Consider the following 24,884-nt stretch of genomic DNA (forward strand, 5'->3'; position numbering starts at 1 on the left):
GATTAATACATTCATATGATTGAAATCAACGCCAGTGGTTGGCGGACAATGAACAAGTTGCTAGTAGTAAATAGTAGGTTTGTAGTTTGATGGTATCAGTTATAACAAGAACAACAGTAGAAAATTCCAAGGATTCCTTGGACCAACTAACGAGGAGGTAAACAGAATGATGGAGACCTGGATTTGGGTTTTGATCGTTCTCTTCGTAGCCTTAATCTTTGGGTTCGTAGGTTTTTTTATTCGAAAGTCTATTGCAGAAGCTAAAATTTCCAGTGCTGAAGAAGCTGCCGTTCAAATCGTGGAGAACGCGAAGAAGGAAGCAGAAGCAGTCAAGAAAGAAACGGTACTAGAAGCTAAGGATGAAGTCCATAGAATTCGGTCCGAAGCTGACAAGGAAACTCGTGAGCGCCGTAATGAAATTCAACGGCAGGAACGCAGAATGTTGCAAAAAGAAGAATCATTGGATAAAAAAATGGAAACTTTAGAACGTAAAGAAGAGCAAGTGGCTAACAAAGAGAAACGTATTGAAGAAACACAACAACAAATTGATACAATTTACACGAGTCAAGTTACAGAATTAGAACGGATCTCTAATCTAACTACGGAAGAAGCAAAAGGAATTATTCTTACGAATGTTGAGCATGAGGTACGTCATGAATCTGCACAGATGATTAAAGATATCGAGAGCCAAGCGAAGGAAGAAGCAGAGAAGAAGTCACGTGAGATTATTACTCTAGCTATTCAACGCTGCGCTGCCGATCATGTAGCTGAAACAACAGTGTCTGTGGTAACACTTCCGAACGAGGAAATGAAAGGACGAATTATTGGACGAGAAGGTCGTAATATTCGTGCTCTTGAGACCCTGACGGGAATTGATCTTATTATTGATGATACGCCAGAAGCGGTTATTCTGTCAGGATTTGATCCAATACGTCGAGAAATTGCTCGTACAGCACTTGAGAAATTGGTTGCTGATGGTCGAATTCATCCTGCACGTATTGAGGAAATGGTCGAAAAATCTCGTAAAGAAGTGGATGAGCGGATCCGTGAGTATGGTGAACAAGCTACCTTTGAGGTGGGTGTTCATGGCCTACATCCTGATCTAATCAAGATTATGGGTCGATTGAAATTCCGTACAAGCTACGGTCAGAATGTTCTGAAGCACTCCATGGAGGTAGCTTATCTAACTGGACTAATGGCTGGAGAACTTGGAGTAGACATCGTGTTGGCGAAACGTGCTGGATTATTGCATGATATCGGTAAAGCGCTGGATCATGAAGTGGAAGGATCACACGTTGAAATTGGCGTGGAACTAGCGAAGAAATACAAAGAACATCCAGTAGTAATCAACAGTATCGCTTCACACCATGGCGATTGCGAAGCAACATCCGTTATCGCAATGTTGGTAGGTGCAGCTGATGCATTGTCAGCAGCTAGACCTGGAGCGCGTAGAGAGACACTGGAGACTTATATCAAGCGTCTGGAGAAATTGGAAGAGATCGCGGAGTCATTTGAAGGCGTGGAGAAATCCTTTGCTATTCAAGCAGGTCGTGAAGTGCGTGTCATGGTTCACCCTGAGAAAATTGATGATGCGGAATCATTCCGATTGGCACGTGACATTACGAAGATGATTGAGAATGAACTGGATTATCCAGGACATATTAAAGTAACAGTCATTCGAGAAACACGTGCGGTTGAATACGCTAAATAATAGTAAATATGAAAAGTGGCCACATTGGGGCCACTTTTCATATTGTTTATATTGAAGGAGGAGAAAAGTTATTAACGTTTTATTTATTGGAGATATCGTAGGGGAAGTTGGTAGAAAGGCACTTAAAGCGATGTTGCCTGTATTGAAATCGAAATATAATCCTCATATTATTATAGCTAATGGAGAGAACTCTGCGGCAGGTCGAGGAATTACAGAGGCAATAGCGAATGATTTCTATAATTGGGGCGTTCATGGGATTACTATGGGTAATCATACATGGGACAACAAAGATATATTTGAATTTATTGATGATGAGCCAAGAATGATACGTCCTGCTAATTTCCCGCCAGGGACACCAGGTCGTGGATATACAGTGATCAAAGCAAATGGGAAAGAGTTAGCAATCGTTAATCTACAAGGACGTACGTTTCTTCCTGCGATAGATTGTCCTTTTAGAAAAAGCGATGAAATCATTGAAGAACTTCGCAAGAATCATAAATGTATTTTAGTAGATTTTCATGCGGAAGCTACTTCTGAGAAGATTGCTATGGGTTGGAATCTGGATGGTCGAGTGTCTCTCGTTGTTGGGACGCATACGCATGTCCAGAGTAATGATGACACGATTCTGCCTGGCGGAACAGCCTATCTAACCGATGCGGGAATGGTTGGTCCAAGAGAAGGTATTCTTGGTATGGAGCGAGAGGCCGTACTTCGTAAATTTGAGACACAACTTCCTGTTCGTTTTGTTGTAGATACGGGGAAATGGCATTTTCATGGGGTATTTGTTCAAATTGATGAAGCTACGGGCCATGCACAGAAAATAGAAAAGATTCGTCTGCAAGAAGATGAATGGATTATGGATTAAAGCGTTTCTTTTAAAAAAGTCATGATTTCTACTTTCCTGAATAATATGGAGTATGTGGATATGAGTCAACATCATTCCCAGGGGAGGATTATCTTATGGATGTATTAAAAGTTTCAGCTAAATCCAATCCTAACTCGGTTGCAGGAGCGCTTGCGGGGGTTCTTCGTGAACGAGGCGTTGCTGAACTACAAGCGGTTGGAGCCGGTGCATTGAATCAAGCAGTCAAAGCAGTTGCAATTGCCCGGGGATTTGTTGCACCAAGTGGAGTTGATTTAATCTGTATTCCTGCATTTACCGACATTGTGATTGATGGTGAGGACCGCACGGCGATGAAGTTAATTGTCGAGCCAAGATGATGGATTGATCTCATATGTATTGAAACTGTTTATCTACATAGAAGGTTGAACGAATCCCAAGGGTTAGGGGTGAAGTTCGTCTTTGAACTAGGTAAGCAGTTTTTTGTATTTAACAATATCTGATCAAGGAGAGATGATAGATATCAGACCCGTTGTGGATTTCCATTGTGATGTGCTGAGTAAAATGACAGATAATGATGAGATTTCATTTATGAACGATCATCGATTAGATGTGACCTATGAACGATTAAAATCTGGTGGTGTGGAACTTCAATGTTTCGCTCTTTACTTGCAGGAGAAGTGGGGACAGCCTCGATTTGAAAACATACTGAAGGGGATCGATATATTTCGCAATCAAGTTCTGCCCACGGGAAAGGGAATGCAATGGCTACGCTATAAGGAACAAGTGCATCAATTAGGCGACGCCAATGTATGGGGTATGCTCTCGATCGAGGGCGCAGATGGGCTTGAGGGTGAACTGTACAATGTAAGAACAGCCTTCGAGCTTGGTGTAAGATTCCTAGGGTTGACATGGAACTATGCGAACTGGGCAGTGGATGGTATTCTTGAATCGAGAAATGGCGGTTTTACAAATAAGGGACGAGAGCTCGTCGAATGTTGTAATGAGATTGGGTTGTTGCTGGATGTATCGCATTTGTCGCATGCTGGATTCTGGGAGTTGGCTGAATTAACGAAGAGACCATTCATTGCCTCACATTCCAATGCGTTCTCTGTGTGTCCACATGTTCGAAATCTAGAAGATGAACAGATTAAAGCGATTATTGCTATGGATGGTAGGATTGGATTAACCTTTGTGCCATGGTTCGTTAAGCTTGGAGATGGGGAAGTATTAATAAGTGACATCATTCCTCATATCGAGCATATGTGTGAACTAGGGGCTGAGAAGCATGTGATGTTTGGTTCGGATTTCGATGGCATACATACATGGATCTCCGAGTTAGAACACCCAGGTCAATATCCTAAACTCATTGAATGCTTGTTAAAGCATTATACGGATGAACAAGTTCATAATTGGCTCTATGGGAATGCTGTAACTTATTTAGAGTCCTATCTCCCATCGCAGATTTGTCTGAATATATAGTCTCTATGGTTAAAAACGTACTGTACAGAGAACAATATGACAGTCTTGTTGCGAAACACGACAGAATATCGATGAATAGATATATTCTGTCGGCTTTCCTTTTTATTTTGAAGGTAAAGCATGTATAATGGATATTGATGTTGGTTACTAGAGATGATAGAGAAAAAATAAGGAGTGAATTTTTATGAGTAAATCAGTACCAGTAGGTGTATCTGCAAGACATATTCATCTAACACAAGAAGATATTGAAGTATTATTTGGACAAGGATATCAATTAACAGAGTTCAAACCGTTGTCTCAACCAGGGCAATTTGCTGCAAATGAAACGGTAGCTGTCATTGGTTCTAAGGGTCAATTTGATAAAGTAAGAATATTGGGACCTGCACGTCCAGCTTCTCAATTGGAGATATCCCGTACAGATTCTTTCGCTATTGGCGTAAAGGCACCTGTTCGTGAGTCCGGTAAAATTGAGGGTACACCAGGAATCACGATTAAAGGTCCTGCTGGCGAAGTAACGATTGATGAGGGTGTTATTGTTGCAGCGCGTCATATTCATTTCCACACTTCCGATGCACAGGCTTGGGGTATTGAAGATAAGTCATTATTAAAAGTTCGTCTAGGTGGAGAACGTGGATTAGTTCTTGAGAATGTAGTAGCTCGTGTATCAGATTCCTTCGCGTTGGACATGCATATTGATACGGATGAAGCAAATGCTTCTGGTGCCAAAACTGGAGATACTGCAGAGATTATTGATTGATATAGACATCCATCATGGATAACCTTATAGTACAAAATAGACGGATACTAACCTTGTCATAAGGACGGTATCCGTCTTCTTATGAGTAGATTTTGATACAGATGTGCTAAGTATGGTAATATATCTATATATTCAAATCGTTGAACATATAGGAGAGTAGGATATGTATCAAGATATACAACACTTTAAATCAGATTTTTTCAAAGCATTAGCCCACCCTTTACGAATAAAAATTCTTGAAGCTTTAGCTGATGGTGAGAAGAATGTGAATGAGCTGCAGCTCATCTTAGGTACGGAAGGTTCGACGGTGTCACAACAACTATCTGTTCTTCGAAGTAAAAATGTGGTGGTCGGAAGAAAAGAAGGTACGTCGGTGATTTACGCTTTAACGGATCCGAAGATTAAAGAATTGCTTGTTGTTGCGAAACAAATCTTTGACAATCATCTTGTCAATACGATCTCCATTTTAGAAAATATAAAAAATCAGTAAATAACTTCATAATAAGAGCAAATCGACGATAATGACTCGATTTGCTCTTATTTGTGTTTCATTTGTATGTTTTTCTAGTAAATGAGAAATTGACAGTCCTCATAAATGGATATATGATTTTATATATATTCAAATAATCAAATATATTGATTGTGAGGCTAGTTATGAAAATTTCATTTCGAGGTAGATATGCAGAATATGGTATCAACAGCTTCAAGAAGGATTTGATTTCGGGTTTAATTGTAGGGGTTGTAGCGATTCCTTTAGGGATGGCTTTTGCCATTGCAGCAGGCGTTAAACCGGAATATGGTCTATATACGACAATTATTGCTGGTATACTTATATCTCTATTTGGTGGTTCGAAGTTCCAAATTGGTGGGCCAACAGGAGCGTTTATACCGATTATCTTTGCAATTGTCATGCAATATGGGTACGAGAACTTACTCGTCGCTGGATTCATGGCGGGTGTATTACTGTTCCTGATGGGATTATTTAAGCTTGGAGCTGTCATTAGATTTATTCCACGCCCAGTGACGATTGGTTTCACGGCAGGGATTGCTGTGACTATATTTGGAGGTCAGATCGCAAACTTCCTTGGATTAGAGAACTTAGAGAAGCATGAATTCTTCTACTCCAATATGATAGAGATCTTAAAGAATATTGGATTGACGAATGTGTACAGTGTCTTGGTAGCGGTCATATGTTTCGGTGCGATCTACATGACCACGAAATGGACTCCTAAAATTCCAAGTTCATTAGTAGGTCTGTTACTATCAACAATCATTGCAACCCTATGGTTTCCGGATAAGGTAGCAACCATTGGTTCGGCATTTGGGAATATACCTAGTCATTTACCTAGCCTACATATTCCGAACTTCAACTTAGATAGAATACAGAGTTTAATAAAACCAGCGTTCATTATAGCCATGTTGGGCGGTATTGAGTCACTATTATCTGCAGTAGTAGCGGATGGCATGACAGGAGATAAGCATCATAGTAACCGTGAGCTAATGGGGCAAGGAATTGCAAACATGATAACACCATTATTCGGGGGGATTCCAGCAACAGGCGCGATTGCTAGAACAGCAACTAATATTAAGAATGGAGCTGTATCTCCAATATCTGGCATTATCCATGGGGTCGTAGTCCTATCGGTTCTTGTTCTGTTTGCACCTTATGCTTCCCAAATCCCATTAGCCAGTATGGCTCCCATTCTCATGGTTGTAGCATGGAATATGAGTGAACGAAGAGAATTTATGCATATTCTCCGTATGAAATCGGCTGAAGGATTCGTACTACTCACTACATTTGGTTTAACTATATTTACAGATCTAACGCTAGCTGTAGAAATCGGATTATTGCTGTCAGCTATTGTGTTTATCAAACATATGAGTGAGACATTGCATGTCTCCAAAGTATTGCCTGAGCAGTCGGATTGCCCTCATATTGATGTATACACGGTGGAGGGTGCCTTGTTCTTTGGGGTAGCTAGTCAATTCGAGAAATCGATCATGGATATTATAGAACACCAACGTAAAGTCCTGATATTAAAAATGGGTAATGTACCTTATTTGGATTCCACGGGTGTTGCCAACTTTAGGAGTGTGGTTAAACAGTATATCGGACTGGGAGGCACGATTCTAATCTCTGAAATTCAAAGTCAACCACTTCAAACGTTGCAACATTCACGATTAGATCAAACGATCGGAATAGAGCATTTTTTTGAGACGACTGGAGAGGCTGTTGATTATTCTTTGACTCGATTAGACGCTACTTGTTGCCAAGGTTGTGAACATGATGCATTTCAGGAATGTAAGTCTATGTCTGAATAACGGAATAATACGAATGTATGAGCCCTTCCAAGATCACTTATCGGAAGGGTTTTGTATTTGTCTAAGATGGATATGGTAGTGACCATATGGTATAATTTCTTATTGATGTTTGTTGAGAAATGAAAGAGTTCACACTTAGAATAGATAAATTAAAGGACGTGAAACCATTGTCAAAGGATAACCAGAACTCACCGGACTTAAAATCCGGCAAGGGTCCCAAGGATTACTCCCAATATTTCGATTTCTCGGATGCTAAAGTGCTATCAGAAGATGAATTTGGTAAGAGAATTCGAATAAGAGGTCGCGAAATCAATATATTATCAGAACCTAATCATAGACAAGAGAAACAACGTGGTAAAGAAGATGTACAAGTCTTATACGGTAATGCCGTTCCAGACGAGCTGTTAGGCATCGGTAAGGACAAACACTACATTATCTATACATTTGGTTGCCAAATGAATGAACACGATACAGAGACGATGAAAGGCCTTTTAGAGCAAATGGGTTATACCAGCACAGAGGATCGCCAAATCGCCGATATTATTCTAATGAATACATGCGCAATCCGTGAGAATGCAGAAGATAAGGTGTTCGGCGAGTTAGGACATCTCATGCATCTCAAAACACAGAAGCCGGAACTGCTACTTGGTGTCTGTGGTTGTATGGCGCAAGAGGAGAATGTAGTCAATCGTATTTTACAAAAACATGCTTTCGTTGATTTGATCTTCGGAACACATAACATTCACAGATTGCCCCATTTGATCAAAGAAGCATTATTCAGTAAAGAATTAGTGGTTGATGTATGGTCTAAAGAAGGGGACATTATAGAGAACCTTCCGAAGAAACGTGAAGGGATGAAAGCATGGGTTAATATTATGTATGGTTGCGATAAATTCTGTACGTATTGCATCGTGCCATTCACCCGCGGGAAAGAGCGCAGTCGCCGACCAGAAGATGTCATCGCAGAAGTAAGAGAACTCGCACGTCAAGGGTTCAAAGAAGTGACGTTACTTGGGCAGAATGTGAATGCTTACGGTAAGGATTTCACAGATATGACTTATAGCTTCGCGAACCTAATGGACGATATGCATAAAATTGATATTCCTCGTGTTCGGTTCACTACATCACATCCAAGAGATTTCGACGATGCGTTGGTGCATGTACTAGCTAAAGGTGGTAATCTAGTAGAGCATATTCATCTACCTGTTCAATCGGGAAGTACAGAGATATTGAAGAAGATGAGCCGAAAATATACACGTGATCGATATATGGATTTGGCACACAAGATCAAAGAAGCAATCCCTAGCGTAGGATTAACGACAGATATTATTGTTGGTTTCCCAGGGGAGACAGATGAGCAATTCGAAGAAACCATGACCTTGGTAAACGAGATTGGATTCGATTCCGCTTTTACGTTCATCTATTCTCCTCGCGAAGGCACGCCTGCTGCGATTATGGAAGATAATATTCCAATGGAAGTGAAGAAGGAACGTTTACAACGTCTTAATCAGGCCATTATTGATAACAGCCTCTTGAGTAACGAGAAGTTGCAAGGAAAGATTGTTGAAGTGCTCGTTGAAGGTGAGAGTAAGAATAATGATGAGATTCTTGCAGGTAGAACACGTACGAATCGACTTGTACATTTTGAAGGTGGCAAAGATCTGATAGGAACTCTAGTAAATGTTGAGATAAGTGAAGTGAAGACATGGTATATTAAAGGTAAGATAATACAAGAGTCTGTAGCTATTAATTTATAAATCAGGAGTGATACTAGTGAGCGAAGATAAAGCAACACTGAACTGTAGTGGTATGTTGTCCCATGACACCAGAGATTTGGTTATCCAAGAAGATGTGATGATAAAAGCGAAAGAACTAGCCAACTTGATTTCCAGTAGTGAAGAAGTGAAGCACTTCCAACAAGCGGAAGAGAAAATTAATAAACACGACCGTGTACAAGAGTTAATTACTGTGATCAAGAAGAAACAGAAGGAAATTGTTGCTTTTGAATCTTTTAGAAACGTAGAGATGGTGGCAAAGATCGAAGCAGAAATTGAATCCTTACAGGATGAGATTGACGGTATTCCTGTTGTCGTAGAATTTCAGCAAAGCCAAAGTGATATCAATTATTTACTGCAGTTAGTTATTTCGGTCATCCGCGATACCGTATCCGATAAGGTTAATGTTGAAGTGGGCACAGATGTACCACCAACAAATTGTGGGTAAGTAAGGACAAGAAGGTTGCGGATCATGATCCGCGCCTTTTTTATACATTGCTAGTTAGTATGGATAAGACGACAATTGCATAATATGACGCGAAACGGATGCCATCAGGATAAAGGATGGGAATTTCCGTTTCTTCTTATGTCCCATCATTAGAATTTGGACAAAGGGATAATAATTAGGTCATTTATTACAATATATAGAGGTAATATATAGGAGGATTCATGTGGAAGGACTAGACAGTATGATTGCAAAAGGGAAAGATACGTTCTGGGGATACCTTGGTTGTGAATTTATTTCTGGGAATACCAAAGAAGTAAAGATTTCATTAGAAGTGAAGGAACATCATTTGAATTCGCTTGGTATTGTTCATGGTGGCGTGCTTAGCTCATTGATGGATCAAGCTATGGGCATGGTGGCAACAGCAGCGAAGAATGTCGATGCTTGTGTTACGACAAATATGAATATTCATTTCGTATCTCCAATGAGAAGCGGGGTACTGACAGTCAGTGCAATTGTCATTCATGAAGCGGGACGGAGCCTAACGACAGAAGCTCGTGTTCATGATAGCGATGGTACTTTAGGTTGTATCTCTACTGCTGGATTTAGAGTGGTAGGTATCAAGAAATAAAGCAGATTCCAAGGATAAACTTGACAAAAAATATATATAGATCATAATGATAATATCAAATAGAATATTATGTGGTGATGACGATGAATGGAATGAATAGTAAAGAAGAAAATTATAATGTGAAGAAATATCGTACCCCAGATGGTGTTCCTGCTGATATTGTCATGTTTACACTGACGAAGCGGGAGCGTAAGACCGTTACGAAGACCTTACCTATTCGTGAACTGAAGGTCATGCTCATTCGCCGAAAGTCTTGGCCATATGCGGGGAAATGGGCGCTACCTGGTGGATTCTGTAAAGAAAGTGAATCTATTTATGATGCAGCTAAGAGAGAGTTGAAGGAAGAGACGGGCGTGGATGGAGGTCATCTAGAGTATTTAGGTGTCTATAGTAAGCCTGGTAGAGATCCCCGCGGTTGGATTATTAGCAATGCTTTTTTTGCATTAGTCGAAGAGTGGATGTTGGAACAGAAGCAAGCGGCGGATGATGCGGAAGAAGTGGGGATGTTCGGAATTCAAGAAGCGCTAGAGGAGTTAGAGCTAGCATTCGATCATCGAGATATTATAAGGGACGCTTATGTTAGAATCCAGCAGAAGATGTTGCAGACGACAATAGCAAAGCAGTTCCTTCCGAAACAATTCACATTGAGTGAACTGTACCAAGTTATTCAAACGGTTGTACCAGAATTTAAAGAACCCAACTTCATTCGGAAGATCACTTCAACACGCAGTAGACAGGGAATTATAGAAGAAGTGAGAGATGAGGCGGGGAGGAAGCTTAGCTCCAATCAATATTCACAGCGTTCAGCACAATTATACATGTTTATGGATGATGTTCCTTTATTATCGATATATACGTAATTCCACTAAACCAATAGATATGGAGTGAGATATATGAAGGCATTGCTCGTTATTGATTATACGTATGATTTCGTAGAAGGTAATCTTCCGGTAGGCCAACCTGCCATTGAATTACAAGATACCATTGTAGCACTCACTCAGAAGTATGTGGATCAGAATGATTTTATCGTCATGGCTGTTGATCTTCATGAGAAGAATGACGCTTATCATCCAGAGACGGGTCTGTTCCCACCACATAATATCCGTGGCACGCAAGGACGGGAACTATATGGTGAATTAGCGGAAGTCTACAATCGGAATAAAGATGCTATCTATTGGATGGATAAGACAAGATATAGTGCCTTTTGTGGGACTAATCTAGATATATTGCTTCATGAACGAGGGATTACGGAAATTCATTTGGTAGGTGTATGTACCGATATTTGTATCCTTCACACAGCTATTGATGCTTATAATAAAGGATATGAAATCACGGTGTTTGAGGATGCAGTTGCCAGCTTCAATCCAACAGGACATACTTGGGCGCTAGAGCATTTCAAGAGTACACTGGGTGCTCAAGTGATGAAGAGTTCAGACGAATTGAAATAGTATATCCATGCATATGAATCGCAAGACAACGAGGGGGAAACACCATGCACACGGAAGATCTTGCGTTACATACCGACAAATATCAGATCAATATGATGTATGCCCATTGGAAATTAGGCACGCACGAGAATAGAGCTGTATTTGAGGCCTATTTCAGAAAACTTCCATTTGGCAATGGTTATGCGGTATTCGCAGGATTAGAGCGAATCATTCAATATATTAATCATCTTCGATTTACGGAAGAGGATATTCAGTATCTAGCGGAGCAAGAGGAGAATTATGATCCTGCTTTCTTGGAAGAAATGCGTCAATTCCGATTCCAAGGGACGATTCATTCGATGAAAGAAGGGTCATTGGTATTCCCAGATGAACCGTTGATTCGTGTTGAGGGTAGAATGATGGAAGCGCAATTAGTAGAGACTGCTCTTCTCAACTTCATGAATTTCCAGACACTAATTGCCACCAAAGCATCACGAATCAAACAAGTAGTAGGGCAAGATATATTACTTGAATTTGGGACTCGCCGTGCACAGGAAGCAGATGCCTCGATATGGGGTGCTCGTGCTGCGTATATTGGTGGATTTCATGCCACATCCAATATGTTGGCAGGTAAAAAGTTCGGCATCCCCACCAAAGGGACTCATGCGCATTCATGGGTACAAAGCTTCAAGACGGAACAAGAGTCATTTGATGCTTACGCCAAAGTGATGCCCGATTTAGTGACATTACTCGTAGATACTTACGATACGCTAAAAAGTGGCGTTCCCCATGCCATTGAGACGGGAAAATATCTAGCTTCTATTGGTAAGAAACTGATTGGCATACGATTGGATAGTGGAGACTTAGCCTATCTATCCATTAAAGCTCGTGCCATGTTAGATGAAGCAGGCTTCTCCGATGTTAAGATTGTAGCATCGAATGATCTGGATGAGAACACGATATTCAATCTAAAGGCACAGGGCGCACGAATTGATACCTGGGGTGTTGGAACACAACTAATTACGGCTTCAGATCAACCCGCATTAGGCGGTGTGTATAAACTTGTTGAGTGTAATTTGGATGGTGTTATGACGCCAACACTTAAGATCTCTGCTAATCCGGAGAAGGTATCTACACCTGGTAAGAAAGATGTATATCGTATTATTGATCGGACAACGGGTAAAGCGGTCGCGGATTATATTTGTTTCCCAGAAGAGTTGCAACCACGGGATGGTGGGCCGATCAAATTGTTTAATCCACAGCATTCCTATCTTCAAAAGAAAGTACGAAATTATGAAGCTATTCCTATGCTAGAGCCTATTTTTGTAGATGGCGTTCAGGTCTATGAATTGCCAACACTAGATATGATTCGTAGCCACCATAACGAACAGCTAAGTATCTTTTGGCCGGAATATTTAAGGAAACTGAATCCAGAAATATACCGTACCAATATTAGTGAGACCGTGTGGGAGTTAAAGAAATCAATCATGGCGAAACATTTGCAAGAAGAGGATATATAAGGTAGATGAGAAAGCATGGTAGGGATTCCACGGAATCTCTACCATGCTTTTTTAATATGTGGCATGGATAAAGGGGAATGTCTATGTAGTAAAAAGCTTGCGCTCCGCCTTCAAGAGCGGATGTAGCCCATAGACATGACCTCCTGCTCTCAATTATTTCTCGGGAAAGCGCAGGAGTTGGCAAATGATATGAGTGTTCGACACCATATTTGTAAGCGTATACATATGGAGATGCATATGATCTTTTTCATATCTAAAATTTGTGATGTTTCGTTAAATTAGAAGATCACAATACAGAAAATATCCGTAAAAGGGGTTTTGTCGGTGGTACAACTACCTAAAGTAAATGAACTAGGTTTCTTTGAAATCAGGATGGAATCGATTGGGGGACTAGGCGCAAATCTGGCTGGTAAAATGCTAGCAGAAGCCGGTGTTGAAGGTGCGGGTCTGAATGGTGTGAGTTTCTCATCCTATGGCTCTGAGAAAAAGGGTTCACACGTGAAAGCACATATTCGCTTTTGTGATCTAGATACACCGATTCGTGACACATCACCTGTTGAACGGCCACATCTGTTAAGCATCTTTCATGAAGCGCTGGCAACAACGACGAATGTCATCAGCGGAATCTATGCAGATAGTATCGTTCTAGTGAACGCTACCAAGACACCTGAACAATTAAAAGAGACCATGAACATGCTGGGTGGTACCGTTGCTGTTATCGACGCGACAGGTATTGCGCTTGCCGAGAAGAATCGTGTCAATATGGCGATGCTAGGTGCCATGTTCCGGTTATGTCCTTTTCTTGATGCCGCTATGATGAAAGAAGTCATACGTAAATCGTTGGGTACGAAGTATCCGCAAAGTGTAGAGGCAGCCTTAAATACGTTCGATCGTGGGTATCATGAAGTCATCATTCAGGAATTCGCTATGGAAGAGGGCGTATCCTTGCCAGTGTTTACAAGAACGGATAACCCTGTACTTGGTTATGAGACGCAGCCAATTGGGGGACTCATTACGAATCCAGGAAATAGCTTATTGAAGAATCTGAGTATCTCACGTGCGGGCATGATGCCTCATTTTGCATTAGATGAATGTATTCATTGTGCCCAGTGTGACACCGTATGTCCAGATTTATGTTTCGTATGGGAAGAGTTACCTGATAAAAAAGGCAGACCGCAAATGTTCCTAAAGGGAATCGATTATCAATATTGTAAAGGTTGCTTGAAATGTATAGAGGCTTGTCCAACAGATGCCCTATCTAGTGTAAGGGAAGAAGATGGTATGGCGGACACGGAAAGTGTTAAACATCGTTTTGACTTCGTATAAATGATTGGGAATAGGAGTGAATCTGACATGTCTGTTCATGGTGAACAAGAAGTGGTAACTGCCAAGGTCGAGCAAATAACGGTCTATGAATCTGGGAATGAAATGGCGGCTTATGCGGCGCATCAAATCAATTATCATGTGATGGGATATTTCCCAATATCACCTTCAACAGAGGTTGCACAATATTTAGATTTGATGAAAGCGGAAGGCCAGCATGATATCAAGTTGATTCCATCTGATGGTGAACATAGCTCTGCAGGTATTTGTTTCGGAGCATCGACGGCTGGTGGACGCGTATTTAATGCAACAAGTGCGAATGGTTACATGTTTATGCTAGAGCAGATGCCTGTACAATCAGGCACAAGATTTCCAATGGTCATGAATTTGGTCTGCAGATCGGTCTCGGGACCGCTGAATATACATGGTGATCACTCGGATCTATATTACGCATTGAATACAGGTTGGCCAATCTTGATGTGCCGTGATCCACAATCTGTGTATGATATGAACATCATTGCCCTTCGTATCGCAGAACACCAAGACGTACGTCTACCCGTGTTGATTGCATCAGATGGGTACTTCACATCACACCAGAAGCGTCGCGTTCAAGTGTTGGCACATCGCGAGGATGTTCATGAGTTCGTAGGGGAGAAGCCGCCTGAAGGCTTTGCCAACACATTAGATCGAGATAACCCCATTACGGTTGGACCTTATATGAATGAGCCAGACTATATCAATAACAAATACCAGCAGTCTCAAGCGATGTATCATGCGGGTGATGTCTTTGAAAAGGTTGCTAGTGAATACAAGGAGTTAACAGGTCGACATTACGAAATGCTCGACTTATATCGTATGGAAGATGCGGAAGTCGCTGTATTTGTTATGAATTCAGCTTCCGAGGTGATGAAAGACGTGGTAGATCAACTCCGTAGTCAAGGTATTAAAGCGGGCTCTTTTGCGCCTAATATGATTAGACCTTTTCCACAGAAACAAATTGCTGAAGCATTACAACATGTGAAGGCGATTACGGTGGGTGATCGTGCAGATTCCTATGGCGCTCATGGTGGTAATATGGTGCTGGAGATCAAAGCAGCGCTATTCACACATGGGAATACAACCACTCAAGTGATCAGCCGGATCTATGGCTTAGGTGGGAAAGAGTTCTATGCAGAGGATGGCCATCATTTATTCCAAATAGCCATAGAGGCGGCTCAGAAGGGTACAGTGGAAGTTCCCTTTGATTATTATGGGCATACGGTAGGGGAAGCGTCTAAGGCGCCTAAGCGCCTTTTGAAGCCTATGAGGTTCGAAGATTTAAAGACGGGATTAATTACGGTGAAAAAGGATGATATGACTGGCAAGTTAAGTGTGCGAATTCCGCCTTTACGTGCGCTAACGAAGAAACCGAAACGATTAGCTCCTGGTCATGGGGCATGTCCGGGTTGTGGTATATTCTCAGGGCTCGAGACCTTCTTCAAAGGGATTGAAGGAGATATTGTGACATTGTATCATACGGGCTGTGCCATGGTTACGACGACGGGATTTCCTTATTCCGCACATAAAGCAACGTATATCCACAATCTTTTCCAGAATGGTGCTGCGACGTTATCAGGTATTGTAGAAATGTTCTGGGAACGCAAGCGTCGGGGAGAGTTAGATCACTTGGGTTTACAAGAAGACTTCACTTTTGTTATGGTAACAGGAGACGGTGGTATGGATATCGGGATGGGTCCAGCAATCGGTGCTGCGATGCGTAACCATAAAATGATTATTATTGAGTATGATAATGAAGGGTATATGAATACGGGGGCGCAGCAATCGTATTCCACACCGATCGGGAACCGTACATCGACATCTAATCTAGGACCGCAACAACAAGGGAAAACAACGCAACATAAAGATACGGCTCAGATTATGGCGGCAACCAATATTCCGTACGTATTTACAGGTTCAGAGGCGTTCCCACAAGACTTGGTGAAGAAAGCAGCCAAAGCTCAATACTATGCGCAGAACGAAGGTCTTGTATATGGTAAGATATTGATTGCATGTCCATTGAATTGGTTATCTAACGATAACGAGGGTGAGATCATCGTGAATGAAGCTGTAGATACCTGTTTCTTCCCACTCTATGAGGTTGAACATGGTATAACGAACATTACCTATAACCCAGAAGACAAGAATAAGAAGGTTGAACTCCGAGAGTGGTTGAAATGGATGGGTAAAACACGACATTTACTTAAACCAGATAATAAGTCCACGTATGATGCGTTTCAAAATGAGGTGGATCGGCGCTGGAATGTATTGAAAGCGAAGCATGAGAATCCGTATTTGTAACATATTAAGACAAGAGGTAGGTTGTCGTCTATAAAGACAGGGGAGTAATGACATATGAATAATTTCCAAGCATTTATGATTCGAAAAGATGAACAGGGGTTCCGAAGTGGAATAGAGATGTTAACTATAGATGACCTATCTGAGGGTGATGTTACCGTTCAGGTGGAGTATTCCGGCGTGAATTACAAGGATGGATTAGCTGGTTTAGAGAATGGGAAGATCGTTAGATCCTACCCTTTTGTTCCAGGAATCGATCTAGCAGGGACGGTTGTTACATCAAATCATGCTCGTTTCCAGCCTGGGGATGCTGTGCTATGTACAGGAAATGGTGTGGGTGAAGTTCATTTTGGTGGGTTTAGTCGCATGGCTAGATTAAGTGGTGATTGGCTCATTCCACTACCGAAAGGGCTAGATTTCAAAGAAGCGATGGGCATCGGTACAGCTGGGTTTACGGCTGCATTGTCGGTCGAACTCCTAATCCATAATGGTCTCACACCGGCAAAAGGACCCGTATTAGTAATGGGGGCAACAGGTGGAGTCGGTAGTGTTGCTGTGAGTATTCTAGCCAAGCTTGGTTTCGAAGTTGTTGCAAGTACAGGTAAGGTGGAGACGCAGAGTGAATGGTTATTTGAATTAGGTGCGAGTGCCGTGATTTCCCGTGAAGAAATTGCTTCTCCTTCTAAAGGGGTTCTTGCCAAAGAACGATGGGCAGGTGTTGTTGATCCTGTCGGGGGAGCCCATTTAGATGGCGTTCTGAAGACAATTCAATATGGTAGTGCGATAGCATTGTCCGGTCTTACGGGTGGAACTTCATTTGAGACCACCGTGTATCCATTTATTCTAAGAGGTATACAATTGATCGGTATTGATTCTGTATATTGTCCGTTAGAACTCAGACAGAAAGTCTGGGCGAAGCTAGCGTCAGATTGGAAGCCTGTTACCATGTTGGAACAAGGAATTGCAGAAATTTCACTACATGAATTACCTGATGTATTAGAGACGATATTACAAGCAGGGGCAGTAGGGCGAACTGTAGTGAAGTTGGCATAGCTCGATATGTAAATGGTAGAATATATAGATGTGAAAAGTGAGCAGAATAATCGAGTTTAGAGTGTGGGGACTAGCAATAGTTCTTACACTTTTTTAGATTTTATATTTAAAATAAAAATTCCTGAGAAAAATGTAACATTTTGTGTCGAATGAACGTTTATGTGGTAATGGAAGGAGAGGTGTTATGATGAAAAAAATAATAGTTGGACTGGCTGTAACGAGTATGTTAAGCATGGGTACAATCGTAAGTGCTGCAGATTCAACGCCAATATACATAAATAATGATCGAATCCAAACGAGTATTGAACCGATCATAGAGCAAGGAAGGGTGCTTGTACCGATCCGAGTCATTTCCGAAGCGCTTGGTGCTAAAGTGACTTGGGAGAAGAAAGATCATCAAGTGACTATACGTAAATGGTCTGAAAGTGTTATTCTCACGATGGGTAAGAATTCCGCCGTAAGGGATGGGAAAAATTCTAATTCTGACGTTATTTCATTGGATGTTTCTGTTAAATTAGTGGATAATCGTGTGTTTGTTCCACTACGTTTTATATCCGAGTTGTACGGTTATCGAATAGACTGGAACGGGAAGGCTGTATCCATTAGTTCACCTCTTACAGATAAAGAACGAAAAACGCTGTATGAAGGTTCCTTACAACAGGCGCGTAAGTTAGCTATGGAAAAGGCGAATTCCACTATTGTCCATTATGAGCACAGACCCTTAGAGGTGAAGCATATAGATGAAGATTATAGTAGTACGTATCTTTTTCCGGAAGGTGAAGCCCTTCGATTCTATGTTCTGAAAGGTGATACGGCTGTATTGTATGAATTCAAAGAGGATTTTCCAATTGCGATATGGCAAGCTCATGTTCAAAAGAGTGATCTGCTTGAGAACTTTTTAGCGCGTAAATGGATGGATCAAAGAGGATCCAATATAACCATCAATAAAAAGCTTTTATATTATAAAAGAGGGATCTTTGGAGAAAGCACAACAGAAACAAGTGGAAGCATTGATATGAAGAACAATATGACTCAATTGGGGTATGAATATTCCATAGGCGGTACTGTAAACAAGAAAGAAGGTAAACTCTCCTTACAATTATCTAACGAGACTCGAAAGGAAGAAGTGAATAGCGTACAATAGGTTGTAAGCGCAAATGCAATGAACACCTATTGAAGGAGATATACGACAATGAATCAGGATCAAGTAAAGGAATATGTGACACCTATCTATATTTTGTCTGGATTTCTGGGAAGCGGGAAGACGACCTTGTTGCAACGCATGGTAACCTATTGGCAGGAGCAGGGTCTTCGACCAGCTGTCATTATGAATGAGATCGGCGACGTGAACTTAGAAGGTGCGCTGATTGAAGAGAGTGTTCCGATGACGGAAATGCTCAGCGGGTGCATTTGTTGTACCATTCGTGGTGATTTAAGTCTCGAAATATCTAATCTTATACAAAAGGAATCCCCTGATGTTATCGTCATAGAGGCAACCGGAATCGCTAACCCGATGGAAATTTTAGATGGTGTAACAGAAGCAGCACTCTATAAGAAGATTGATCTTAGAAGTGTCATTACGGTCGTCGACGCTGTTCATCTGTTAGAACTATATGAAAGCCAGAAAGGCAAGACGTATCGACTGATGCAAGAACAGATTCGATGTGCCTCTTATCTGATCCTTAATAAGGTTGATCGTGTAACTGAAGAGGATCAAGGGAAACTATCAGCCATTATATCGAATTGGAACGCGTATGCGCCTATCATTCCTGCGGTACGTTGTGACATTGATTGGGTGCCATTGTTCGGACAGGATGTTGAACATCCACAGTGGGAGAGAGCGCCATTAGAGCAGCAAGAGGAAGCCCATGAACATGAAGATGAGCACAATCACGGTTGCGATCATGATTCCGAACACGATCATGCGCATCACACCCATGATCATGTGATGGTATATACACATTATTTAACCGGTCCTATTGATAGTCATGGTTTCGAACAACTCGTGAATGATTTACCACGTGAAGTATATCGAGCCAAAGGAATTATGACATTCAGTGATACGAACAGTCGCTTTCTATTTCAATATGCATTTAGAGAACCGGATTACTTGAAGATTACTCCTCAAGGCACTGTTCCTGATGTCGTTGTGTTTATTGGAGAGCATTTCTCTCAATCAGAATTAAAGATGGCGTTGGAAGACCTAGAGAAGAAAGGTTGATTCTTGGTTGCAACGCAAGTATACTGTTTATAATTGAACGTCTTTGAACGGGAGAGTAGTGAGAGTGATCGATATTGTAGCGAGCCGGAATGGGTGAGAGCCGGTATATCGAACTTTGATGAAGCGCACCCGGGAGATGGCTATTCCAACATCATAAATTGGTTTTGTTCATACACCTTTTATGATCAGTAGAGTAGTCCGGTTGATCTTCGTTATCGATCATCAAGCGGAACACTTGGCAGCGAATATATCCCTGCATACGTGTTCAACTAGAGTGGTACCACGGGAACTTAAGCTCTCGTCTCTTTTATTTAAGAGATGAGGGCTTTTTTTGATGATATTTTGTTAGGAGGATATGTAATGATGTTAAAAAATTGGGCAGTGCAAGCGATACAGCCTCACGTATCCCTATCCTTAGAAGAAGTAGAAGCGATGTTAGAAATACCACCTCACGGGGTTCGTGCGGATATCGCCTTTCCTTGCTATGTATTAGCGAAGCAATATAGACAAGCACCACCACAGATTGCACTTCATCTAGCGAGTCTTATTCAGGTGGAAGGCATTGCAGCAGAAGCGGTTGGTCCTTATGTGAATTTATCTTTTGCTCGTAATGAATATGGCTTTCAACTGATAACGGAATTACAACAGGATAATGATACTCTTACGAATATAGGTCATGGCAAAAGGGTTATTATAGATATGTCATCCCCTAATATTGCAAAGCCTTTTGGGATTGGTCATCTTAGATCAACCATGATCGGAGCTGCTTTATATAACATGTATCAAGCTGCGGGATTCGAACCCGTTAGTGTGAATCACCTTGGAGATTGGGGCACTCAATTTGGCAAACAAATTACTGCTTATAAGCGTTGGGGTAATGATGAAGCGTTGAAGGAGAATCCGATCCAAGAATCTTTACGGTTATATGTTCGTTTTCATGAAGAAGCAGAGCATGATGCCACCTTGGAACCCGAAGCAAGAAATTGGTTCCGGTTATTAGAGTCTGGGGATGAAGAAGCGAAGAGATTGTGGACGTATTTCGTAGATGTCAGTATGCAAGAATTCAATCGAATGTATGATCGGCTCCACGTTACATTTGATGCTGTGCTAGGGGAAAGTTTCTACAATGATAAGATGGGTGCTGTTGTCCAAGAGCTGAAAGATAAGGAATTATTAGAAGAAAGCGAAGGCGCGCTTATCGTGAAGTTGGAAGAAGAAAATATGACACCATGTTTAATTATGAAGTCAGATGGTACTACAATTTATCCTACACGTGATTTGGCAACGGCATTCTATCGTCATGATGTGATGAAAGCGGATCAGATCCTATATGTAGTTGGGGGCGAACAGAAGCTTCATTTCCAACAAGTATTTGCTGTTCTGAATAAAATGGGAGCTGACTGGGTAAGAGATTGCCAGCATGTTCATTTTGGGTTAATGAAATTCGAGGGCAAGAAAATGTCGACGCGTCGTGGTAAAATTGTATACCTTGAAGATGTGTTAGATGAAGCTGTAGCGAGAGCACTTGCAGTTATTGAAGAGAAGAATCCAACGCTACCGGATAAGGACAACGTGGCGAAGGATATTGGGATTGGAGCTGTTGTTTTTGGGGATCTCAAGAATAATCGTTGCAATGAAGTAGACTTTTCATTGGAAGAGGCGTTGAATTTCGAAGGGGAGACGGGTCCGTATCTGCAGTATACCTATACTAGAACACAGAGTATTCTCACGAAAAATGGAATCAACGAAGATAGGGAACTAGAAGATACACAAATGATGACGTCAAATAAGTTCGCTGAAGCTATTGGCGATTCGGGCTGGGCCCTTCTTAAACTGTTGATTCGATTCCCGGAACAGTTGAGACGTGGAGTGCAGAACAATGAACCTTCTGTGCTGGCTAGATATGTACTCGATGTAGCACAAGCATTCAATCATTTCTACAATCAAGAAAGAATATTGTGCGAAGATGAAGAACTAAGAAGAATTCGGATCTGTGTAACGAGATTAACGGGAATACGATTACAAAAGACGTTGAATATGCTGGGTTTAAGAACACCAACTCGTATGTAAAAATTGGATTTAGCAACAATTTAAGATTCTTATATTGATAGATTCTCCATATTACATTAACATGAAGAGAAGCAAGGTAGACTAACTAGCACATATGATGGATGTGTTGTTCGTGAATGGAGCGAAAAGTATGGAGAAAGATAGATTGCTTGATAGTGATCATTCCAAAGATGTCTTTACCTATTTTGGACTTGCCGTATACTCATCCCAATCTTTAGAGCAACAACTTGTAAATTTGTTAATGCTCATGAAGTTATCAGAGGGCAAGATTCCATCAGAAGAAGACTTCAATGAACTTTATCAGCGTAAATTAAGTAACTCATTAGGCCAATTAGTTCAGGAAATACAGCATCATTTCCCTTTCTCCGAGGAAGAGACGGTTCAATTGAAGAAGATATGGAAACAACGTAATTATATTGTCCATGATTATTTCAAGGAACGGATTCAAGAGACATTTAGTCCGGGAGGTCGATCCCGTATGATACGAGAGTTGACGAGTTTTTATCAACAAGCACAACAACTAGAGAAGAAGCTCCAAGGATATTCTCGGGAGTTATATCGTACCCTTGGTTTGGATGGGGATTCGGGTCGTTCTGATTCTGATGAATAATATGTCATGTAGGAGAAAGATAGATGCTTCTAGAGGACGCTCCGCGAACGGAACATTTCTCCAATCGCTGTCGCTTTTACGAAATCGTTCCGTCCTCTGCGCTACTTTAAGCTGCAATTGATCAAGAAAGAAGCGATCCTCCACTAACTGGAGAATCGCTTCTTTTTTGGTTTTTACTGCTTTGAGAATGGCGAAGAGAACGGAATTGTCCTGAAGAAGCGTTAGCGTTCGTCTTTGCCATCAGATTTCAACCACTATTGAGGTTATATAATCAAGAAATCTGAGGGCAACAACGATCGTAAGGACAATCCGTTATCGTAGCGCAACTATTTCCTCAAATTATACACCCTGTACTGATTCAGTAGGTTGTGGCAATACGCTTCCTAGTTGTAATTGATACAATTGGAAGTAGCGACCGCCTAGTGCCAATAGCTCGTCATGTGATCCTCGTTCCACAATTTCTCCACGATGTAATACCAGAATTTGATCGGCACTGCGAATCGTAGATAGTCGATGAGCGATAATGAATGTCGTACGACCTTTCTTCAGAATTTCAAGCGCGGATTGAATAAGACTTTCCGTCTCTGTATCGATATTTGCGGTAGCTTCATCGAGTATAAGAATAGCTGGGTCGAATGCCAGTGCTCGTGCAAAAGAAATCAGTTGACGTTGTCCAGCAGATAACGTACTTCCTTTTTCTACGACAGGTTCATCAAATCCCTTCGGTAGGTGGGCGAGAATACGCTCGGCACCGACATCGCATAATGCCTTTACAATCTGTTCTTTGGATATGCGCTTATCATCTAGATTGACATTCGATGCTACCGTACCTGTAAAGAGATACGGATCTTGTAACACAATACCCATATGTTGTCGTAACCATTGCTTAGGAATTTGAGTCACTTCCTGACCGTCAATCGTAATGCTCCCTGTCTGCGGATCATAGAAACGGAACAATAGATTGATAATAGAACTCTTGCCTGAACCCGTGTGACCTACTAATGCAATAGTCTGACCCTGTTTAGCTTCAAAAGATATATTCTTGAGCACATTATCCTTTTTATAAGCGAAAGTAACATCCTTGAAGATGACATTCCCTTTGTATCGAGGCATTTGGCCATCCGTAATATCCTCACCTGGTTCGTCCATAAGTTCAAATACTCTACCAGCAGATACCATAGAAGAATCAAGTGCGGCAAGTTGGTTAACCATTCCCGTAATAGGTTGAAATAATCGACCAAGGACATCAACGAAGGCGTAGAGAACCCCTAATGACACAATATTATTACCACTGATTGAACCAAATCCGAAATAAGCTAACAATACGGCAAATGAAAGGTTACGTAGTACGCTAACTAAGTTATGTGTAGTCAATGCATTAAGGCTCAACATTTTGTTCTGATATTTCATGTAATCTTGATTTAATGTCTCAAATTCTTCTCTAGTTCGTTGTTGACGGCGAAAGATTCGAATGATGGACATACCTTGAATCGACTCATTAATGATGGCGTTAATCTCACTTAATCGTGATCGAATAATCGTATTGAATTTCGTTGCGTATTTACGGTAGAGAATGATCCACGCAATCACAACAGGGATAACGAACAGACTAACAAGTCCAAGTCGGACATCAAGAATGAACATGGCAACATATACCCCAGAAATGTAGACGATACCTGAACTGAAGTTAGCAAGAACGGCTACGAATAAATCCTTGACAGCTTCTGTATCATTCGTAATTCTTGAGACGACTTTACCAGCTGGTAAGTTATCGAAGAATTGAACGGGAAGTCGCTGAATATGCCCATAGACATCTGTCCGTAATTTCTGAATAACGGTATTTGCTGCGGATTGGAGCCAGTAGGTCTTACCGAATTCTGTGAATATGGTGATCAGAAGTAGGAAGAGATATAATCCTACAAGCTCCATTATGCCAGGTATTTCTGGCTTATAGAAGGCGAACAATTGATCAGCTGTTAATGGTTTAACAGGGTAAGTAGATACCGGACCTCCATTTGTGATGGTCATATGTCCATTGGTAACTTCTCTTGTACCATTAGCTTGAACGACGGATTGATTGATGAAATAGAACGTTTTACCAATCGGAAGAATACGTACTTCTTGGCCTTTAGCTTCGTTCTCCTCAAATCGATCTCCGCGTTTATAATAGTGACCATCATACTGAATAGAGCCCTTCGATGTAGGTGATGAGGTCTGGTAGAATGGTTGTTCAATACCAAGCATATGGTCATCAATCATCGATTTAGCTATAAATGGGCCTGCAAGTTCTGCTGCCACCCCTATACATAGGGTGATAATGGCAGCTATGAACATAACCTTAGCCGTTAGTGCGTACTGAAAT

At 41.3% G+C, this 24,884-nt stretch carries 21 protein-coding genes and 1 other annotated feature; of the genes, 20 read left to right on the forward strand and 1 reads right to left on the reverse strand.

All coding sequences use genetic code 11. From position 1 onward, the window contains the following. Window positions 1-169: 169 nt before the first annotated feature. The 20 genes from rny (at window position 170) to ACH8E3_RS04135 (ending at window position 22,522) form a co-directional block, all read left to right on the forward strand. The gene (rny, locus tag ACH8E3_RS04040; protein WP_458631427.1) at window positions 170-1,711 is read left to right on the forward strand and encodes a ribonuclease Y; all 1,542 of its coding nucleotides are present in this window, start codon (window positions 170-172) and stop codon (window positions 1,709-1,711) included. Between the two features lie 70 nt (window positions 1,712-1,781). Further along, window positions 1,782-2,576 (forward strand): TIGR00282 family metallophosphoesterase, encoded by a 795-nt coding sequence (locus ACH8E3_RS04045; protein ID WP_458631428.1) that lies wholly within the window; start codon window positions 1,782-1,784, stop codon window positions 2,574-2,576. Window positions 2,577-2,671: 95 nt separating this feature from the next. Further along, entirely contained in the window at window positions 2,672-2,932 is a 261-nt protein-coding gene (locus ACH8E3_RS04050) for a stage V sporulation protein S (protein ID WP_458631318.1), read from the forward strand. A gap of 133 nt (window positions 2,933-3,065) precedes the next feature. Then, window positions 3,066-4,034, forward strand: coding sequence for a dipeptidase (locus ACH8E3_RS04055; RefSeq protein ID WP_458631319.1), 969 nt, complete (start codon window positions 3,066-3,068; stop codon window positions 4,032-4,034). Between the two features lie 184 nt (window positions 4,035-4,218). After that, on the forward strand, window positions 4,219-4,791 hold the full coding sequence (gene pduL / locus ACH8E3_RS04060; protein WP_458631320.1) for a phosphate propanoyltransferase: 573 nt from the start codon (window positions 4,219-4,221) through the stop codon (window positions 4,789-4,791). A 163-nt stretch (window positions 4,792-4,954) separates the two neighbouring features. Continuing rightward, window positions 4,955-5,281 carry an ArsR/SmtB family transcription factor gene (locus ACH8E3_RS04065; RefSeq protein WP_458631321.1) on the forward strand — a complete coding sequence of 109 codons (327 nt, stop codon included), beginning with the start codon at window positions 4,955-4,957 and terminating at the stop codon, window positions 5,279-5,281. Between the two features lie 164 nt (window positions 5,282-5,445). Further along, window positions 5,446-7,113: a SulP family inorganic anion transporter gene (locus ACH8E3_RS04070; RefSeq protein ID WP_458631322.1), complete on the forward strand. Its 1,668-nt coding sequence runs from the start codon at window positions 5,446-5,448 to the stop codon at window positions 7,111-7,113. Between the two features lie 119 nt (window positions 7,114-7,232). Continuing rightward, window positions 7,233-8,870: a tRNA (N6-isopentenyl adenosine(37)-C2)-methylthiotransferase MiaB gene (gene miaB, locus ACH8E3_RS04075; RefSeq protein ID WP_458631323.1), complete on the forward strand. Its 1,638-nt coding sequence runs from the start codon at window positions 7,233-7,235 to the stop codon at window positions 8,868-8,870. A gap of 52 nt (window positions 8,871-8,922) precedes the next feature. Next, on the forward strand, window positions 8,923-9,336 hold the full coding sequence (locus tag ACH8E3_RS04080) for a RicAFT regulatory complex protein RicA family protein (RefSeq protein ID WP_458631429.1): 414 nt from the start codon (window positions 8,923-8,925) through the stop codon (window positions 9,334-9,336). 223 nt (window positions 9,337-9,559) lie between these two features. Further along, the gene (locus tag ACH8E3_RS04085) at window positions 9,560-9,964 is read left to right on the forward strand and encodes a PaaI family thioesterase (protein WP_458631324.1); all 405 of its coding nucleotides are present in this window, start codon (window positions 9,560-9,562) and stop codon (window positions 9,962-9,964) included. Between the two features lie 83 nt (window positions 9,965-10,047). Continuing rightward, window positions 10,048-10,824, forward strand: a complete 777-nt coding sequence (locus ACH8E3_RS04090; protein WP_458631325.1) for an NUDIX domain-containing protein — start codon at window positions 10,048-10,050, stop codon at window positions 10,822-10,824. Window positions 10,825-10,857: 33 nt separating this feature from the next. Next, window positions 10,858-11,412: a cysteine hydrolase family protein gene (locus tag ACH8E3_RS04095; RefSeq protein WP_458631326.1), complete on the forward strand. Its 555-nt coding sequence runs from the start codon at window positions 10,858-10,860 to the stop codon at window positions 11,410-11,412. Window positions 11,413-11,456: 44 nt separating this feature from the next. After that, complete coding sequence (locus ACH8E3_RS04100) at window positions 11,457-12,911, forward strand: nicotinate phosphoribosyltransferase (protein ID WP_458631327.1); 1,455 nt, start codon at window positions 11,457-11,459, stop codon at window positions 12,909-12,911. A 324-nt stretch (window positions 12,912-13,235) separates the two neighbouring features. After that, the gene (locus ACH8E3_RS04105) at window positions 13,236-14,237 is read left to right on the forward strand and encodes a 2-oxoacid:acceptor oxidoreductase family protein (protein ID WP_458631328.1); all 1,002 of its coding nucleotides are present in this window, start codon (window positions 13,236-13,238) and stop codon (window positions 14,235-14,237) included. Between the two features lie 27 nt (window positions 14,238-14,264). Beyond that, the gene (locus ACH8E3_RS04110) at window positions 14,265-16,571 is read left to right on the forward strand and encodes a thiamine pyrophosphate-dependent enzyme (protein ID WP_458631329.1); all 2,307 of its coding nucleotides are present in this window, start codon (window positions 14,265-14,267) and stop codon (window positions 16,569-16,571) included. A 54-nt stretch (window positions 16,572-16,625) separates the two neighbouring features. Continuing rightward, on the forward strand, window positions 16,626-17,621 hold the full coding sequence (locus ACH8E3_RS04115) for an acrylyl-CoA reductase family protein (protein WP_458631330.1): 996 nt from the start codon (window positions 16,626-16,628) through the stop codon (window positions 17,619-17,621). Window positions 17,622-17,805: 184 nt separating this feature from the next. After that, window positions 17,806-18,765 carry a copper amine oxidase N-terminal domain-containing protein gene (locus ACH8E3_RS04120; RefSeq protein ID WP_458631331.1) on the forward strand — a complete coding sequence of 320 codons (960 nt, stop codon included), beginning with the start codon at window positions 17,806-17,808 and terminating at the stop codon, window positions 18,763-18,765. 48 nt (window positions 18,766-18,813) lie between these two features. Further along, window positions 18,814-19,842 (forward strand): CobW family GTP-binding protein, encoded by a 1,029-nt coding sequence (locus ACH8E3_RS04125; RefSeq protein WP_458631332.1) that lies wholly within the window; start codon window positions 18,814-18,816, stop codon window positions 19,840-19,842. Window positions 19,843-19,876: 34 nt separating this feature from the next. Next, window positions 19,877-20,151: a binding site (T-box leader), on the forward strand. 54 nt (window positions 20,152-20,205) lie between these two features. Next, complete coding sequence (gene argS / locus ACH8E3_RS04130; RefSeq protein WP_458631430.1) at window positions 20,206-21,912, forward strand: arginine--tRNA ligase; 1,707 nt, start codon at window positions 20,206-20,208, stop codon at window positions 21,910-21,912. A 130-nt stretch (window positions 21,913-22,042) separates the two neighbouring features. Continuing rightward, window positions 22,043-22,522, forward strand: coding sequence for a hypothetical protein (locus tag ACH8E3_RS04135; RefSeq protein ID WP_458631333.1), 480 nt, complete (start codon window positions 22,043-22,045; stop codon window positions 22,520-22,522). A 339-nt stretch (window positions 22,523-22,861) separates the two neighbouring features. Here the strand turns inward: ACH8E3_RS04135 and ACH8E3_RS04140 are convergent, their stop codons facing one another. Further along, a complete protein-coding gene (locus ACH8E3_RS04140; protein WP_458631431.1) occupies window positions 22,862-24,856 on the reverse strand; it encodes an ABC transporter ATP-binding protein in 1,995 nt (664 codons plus the stop codon). Window positions 24,857-24,884 lie beyond the last annotated feature (28 nt).

This window comes from Paenibacillus sp. CMAA1364, assembly GCF_054373195.1.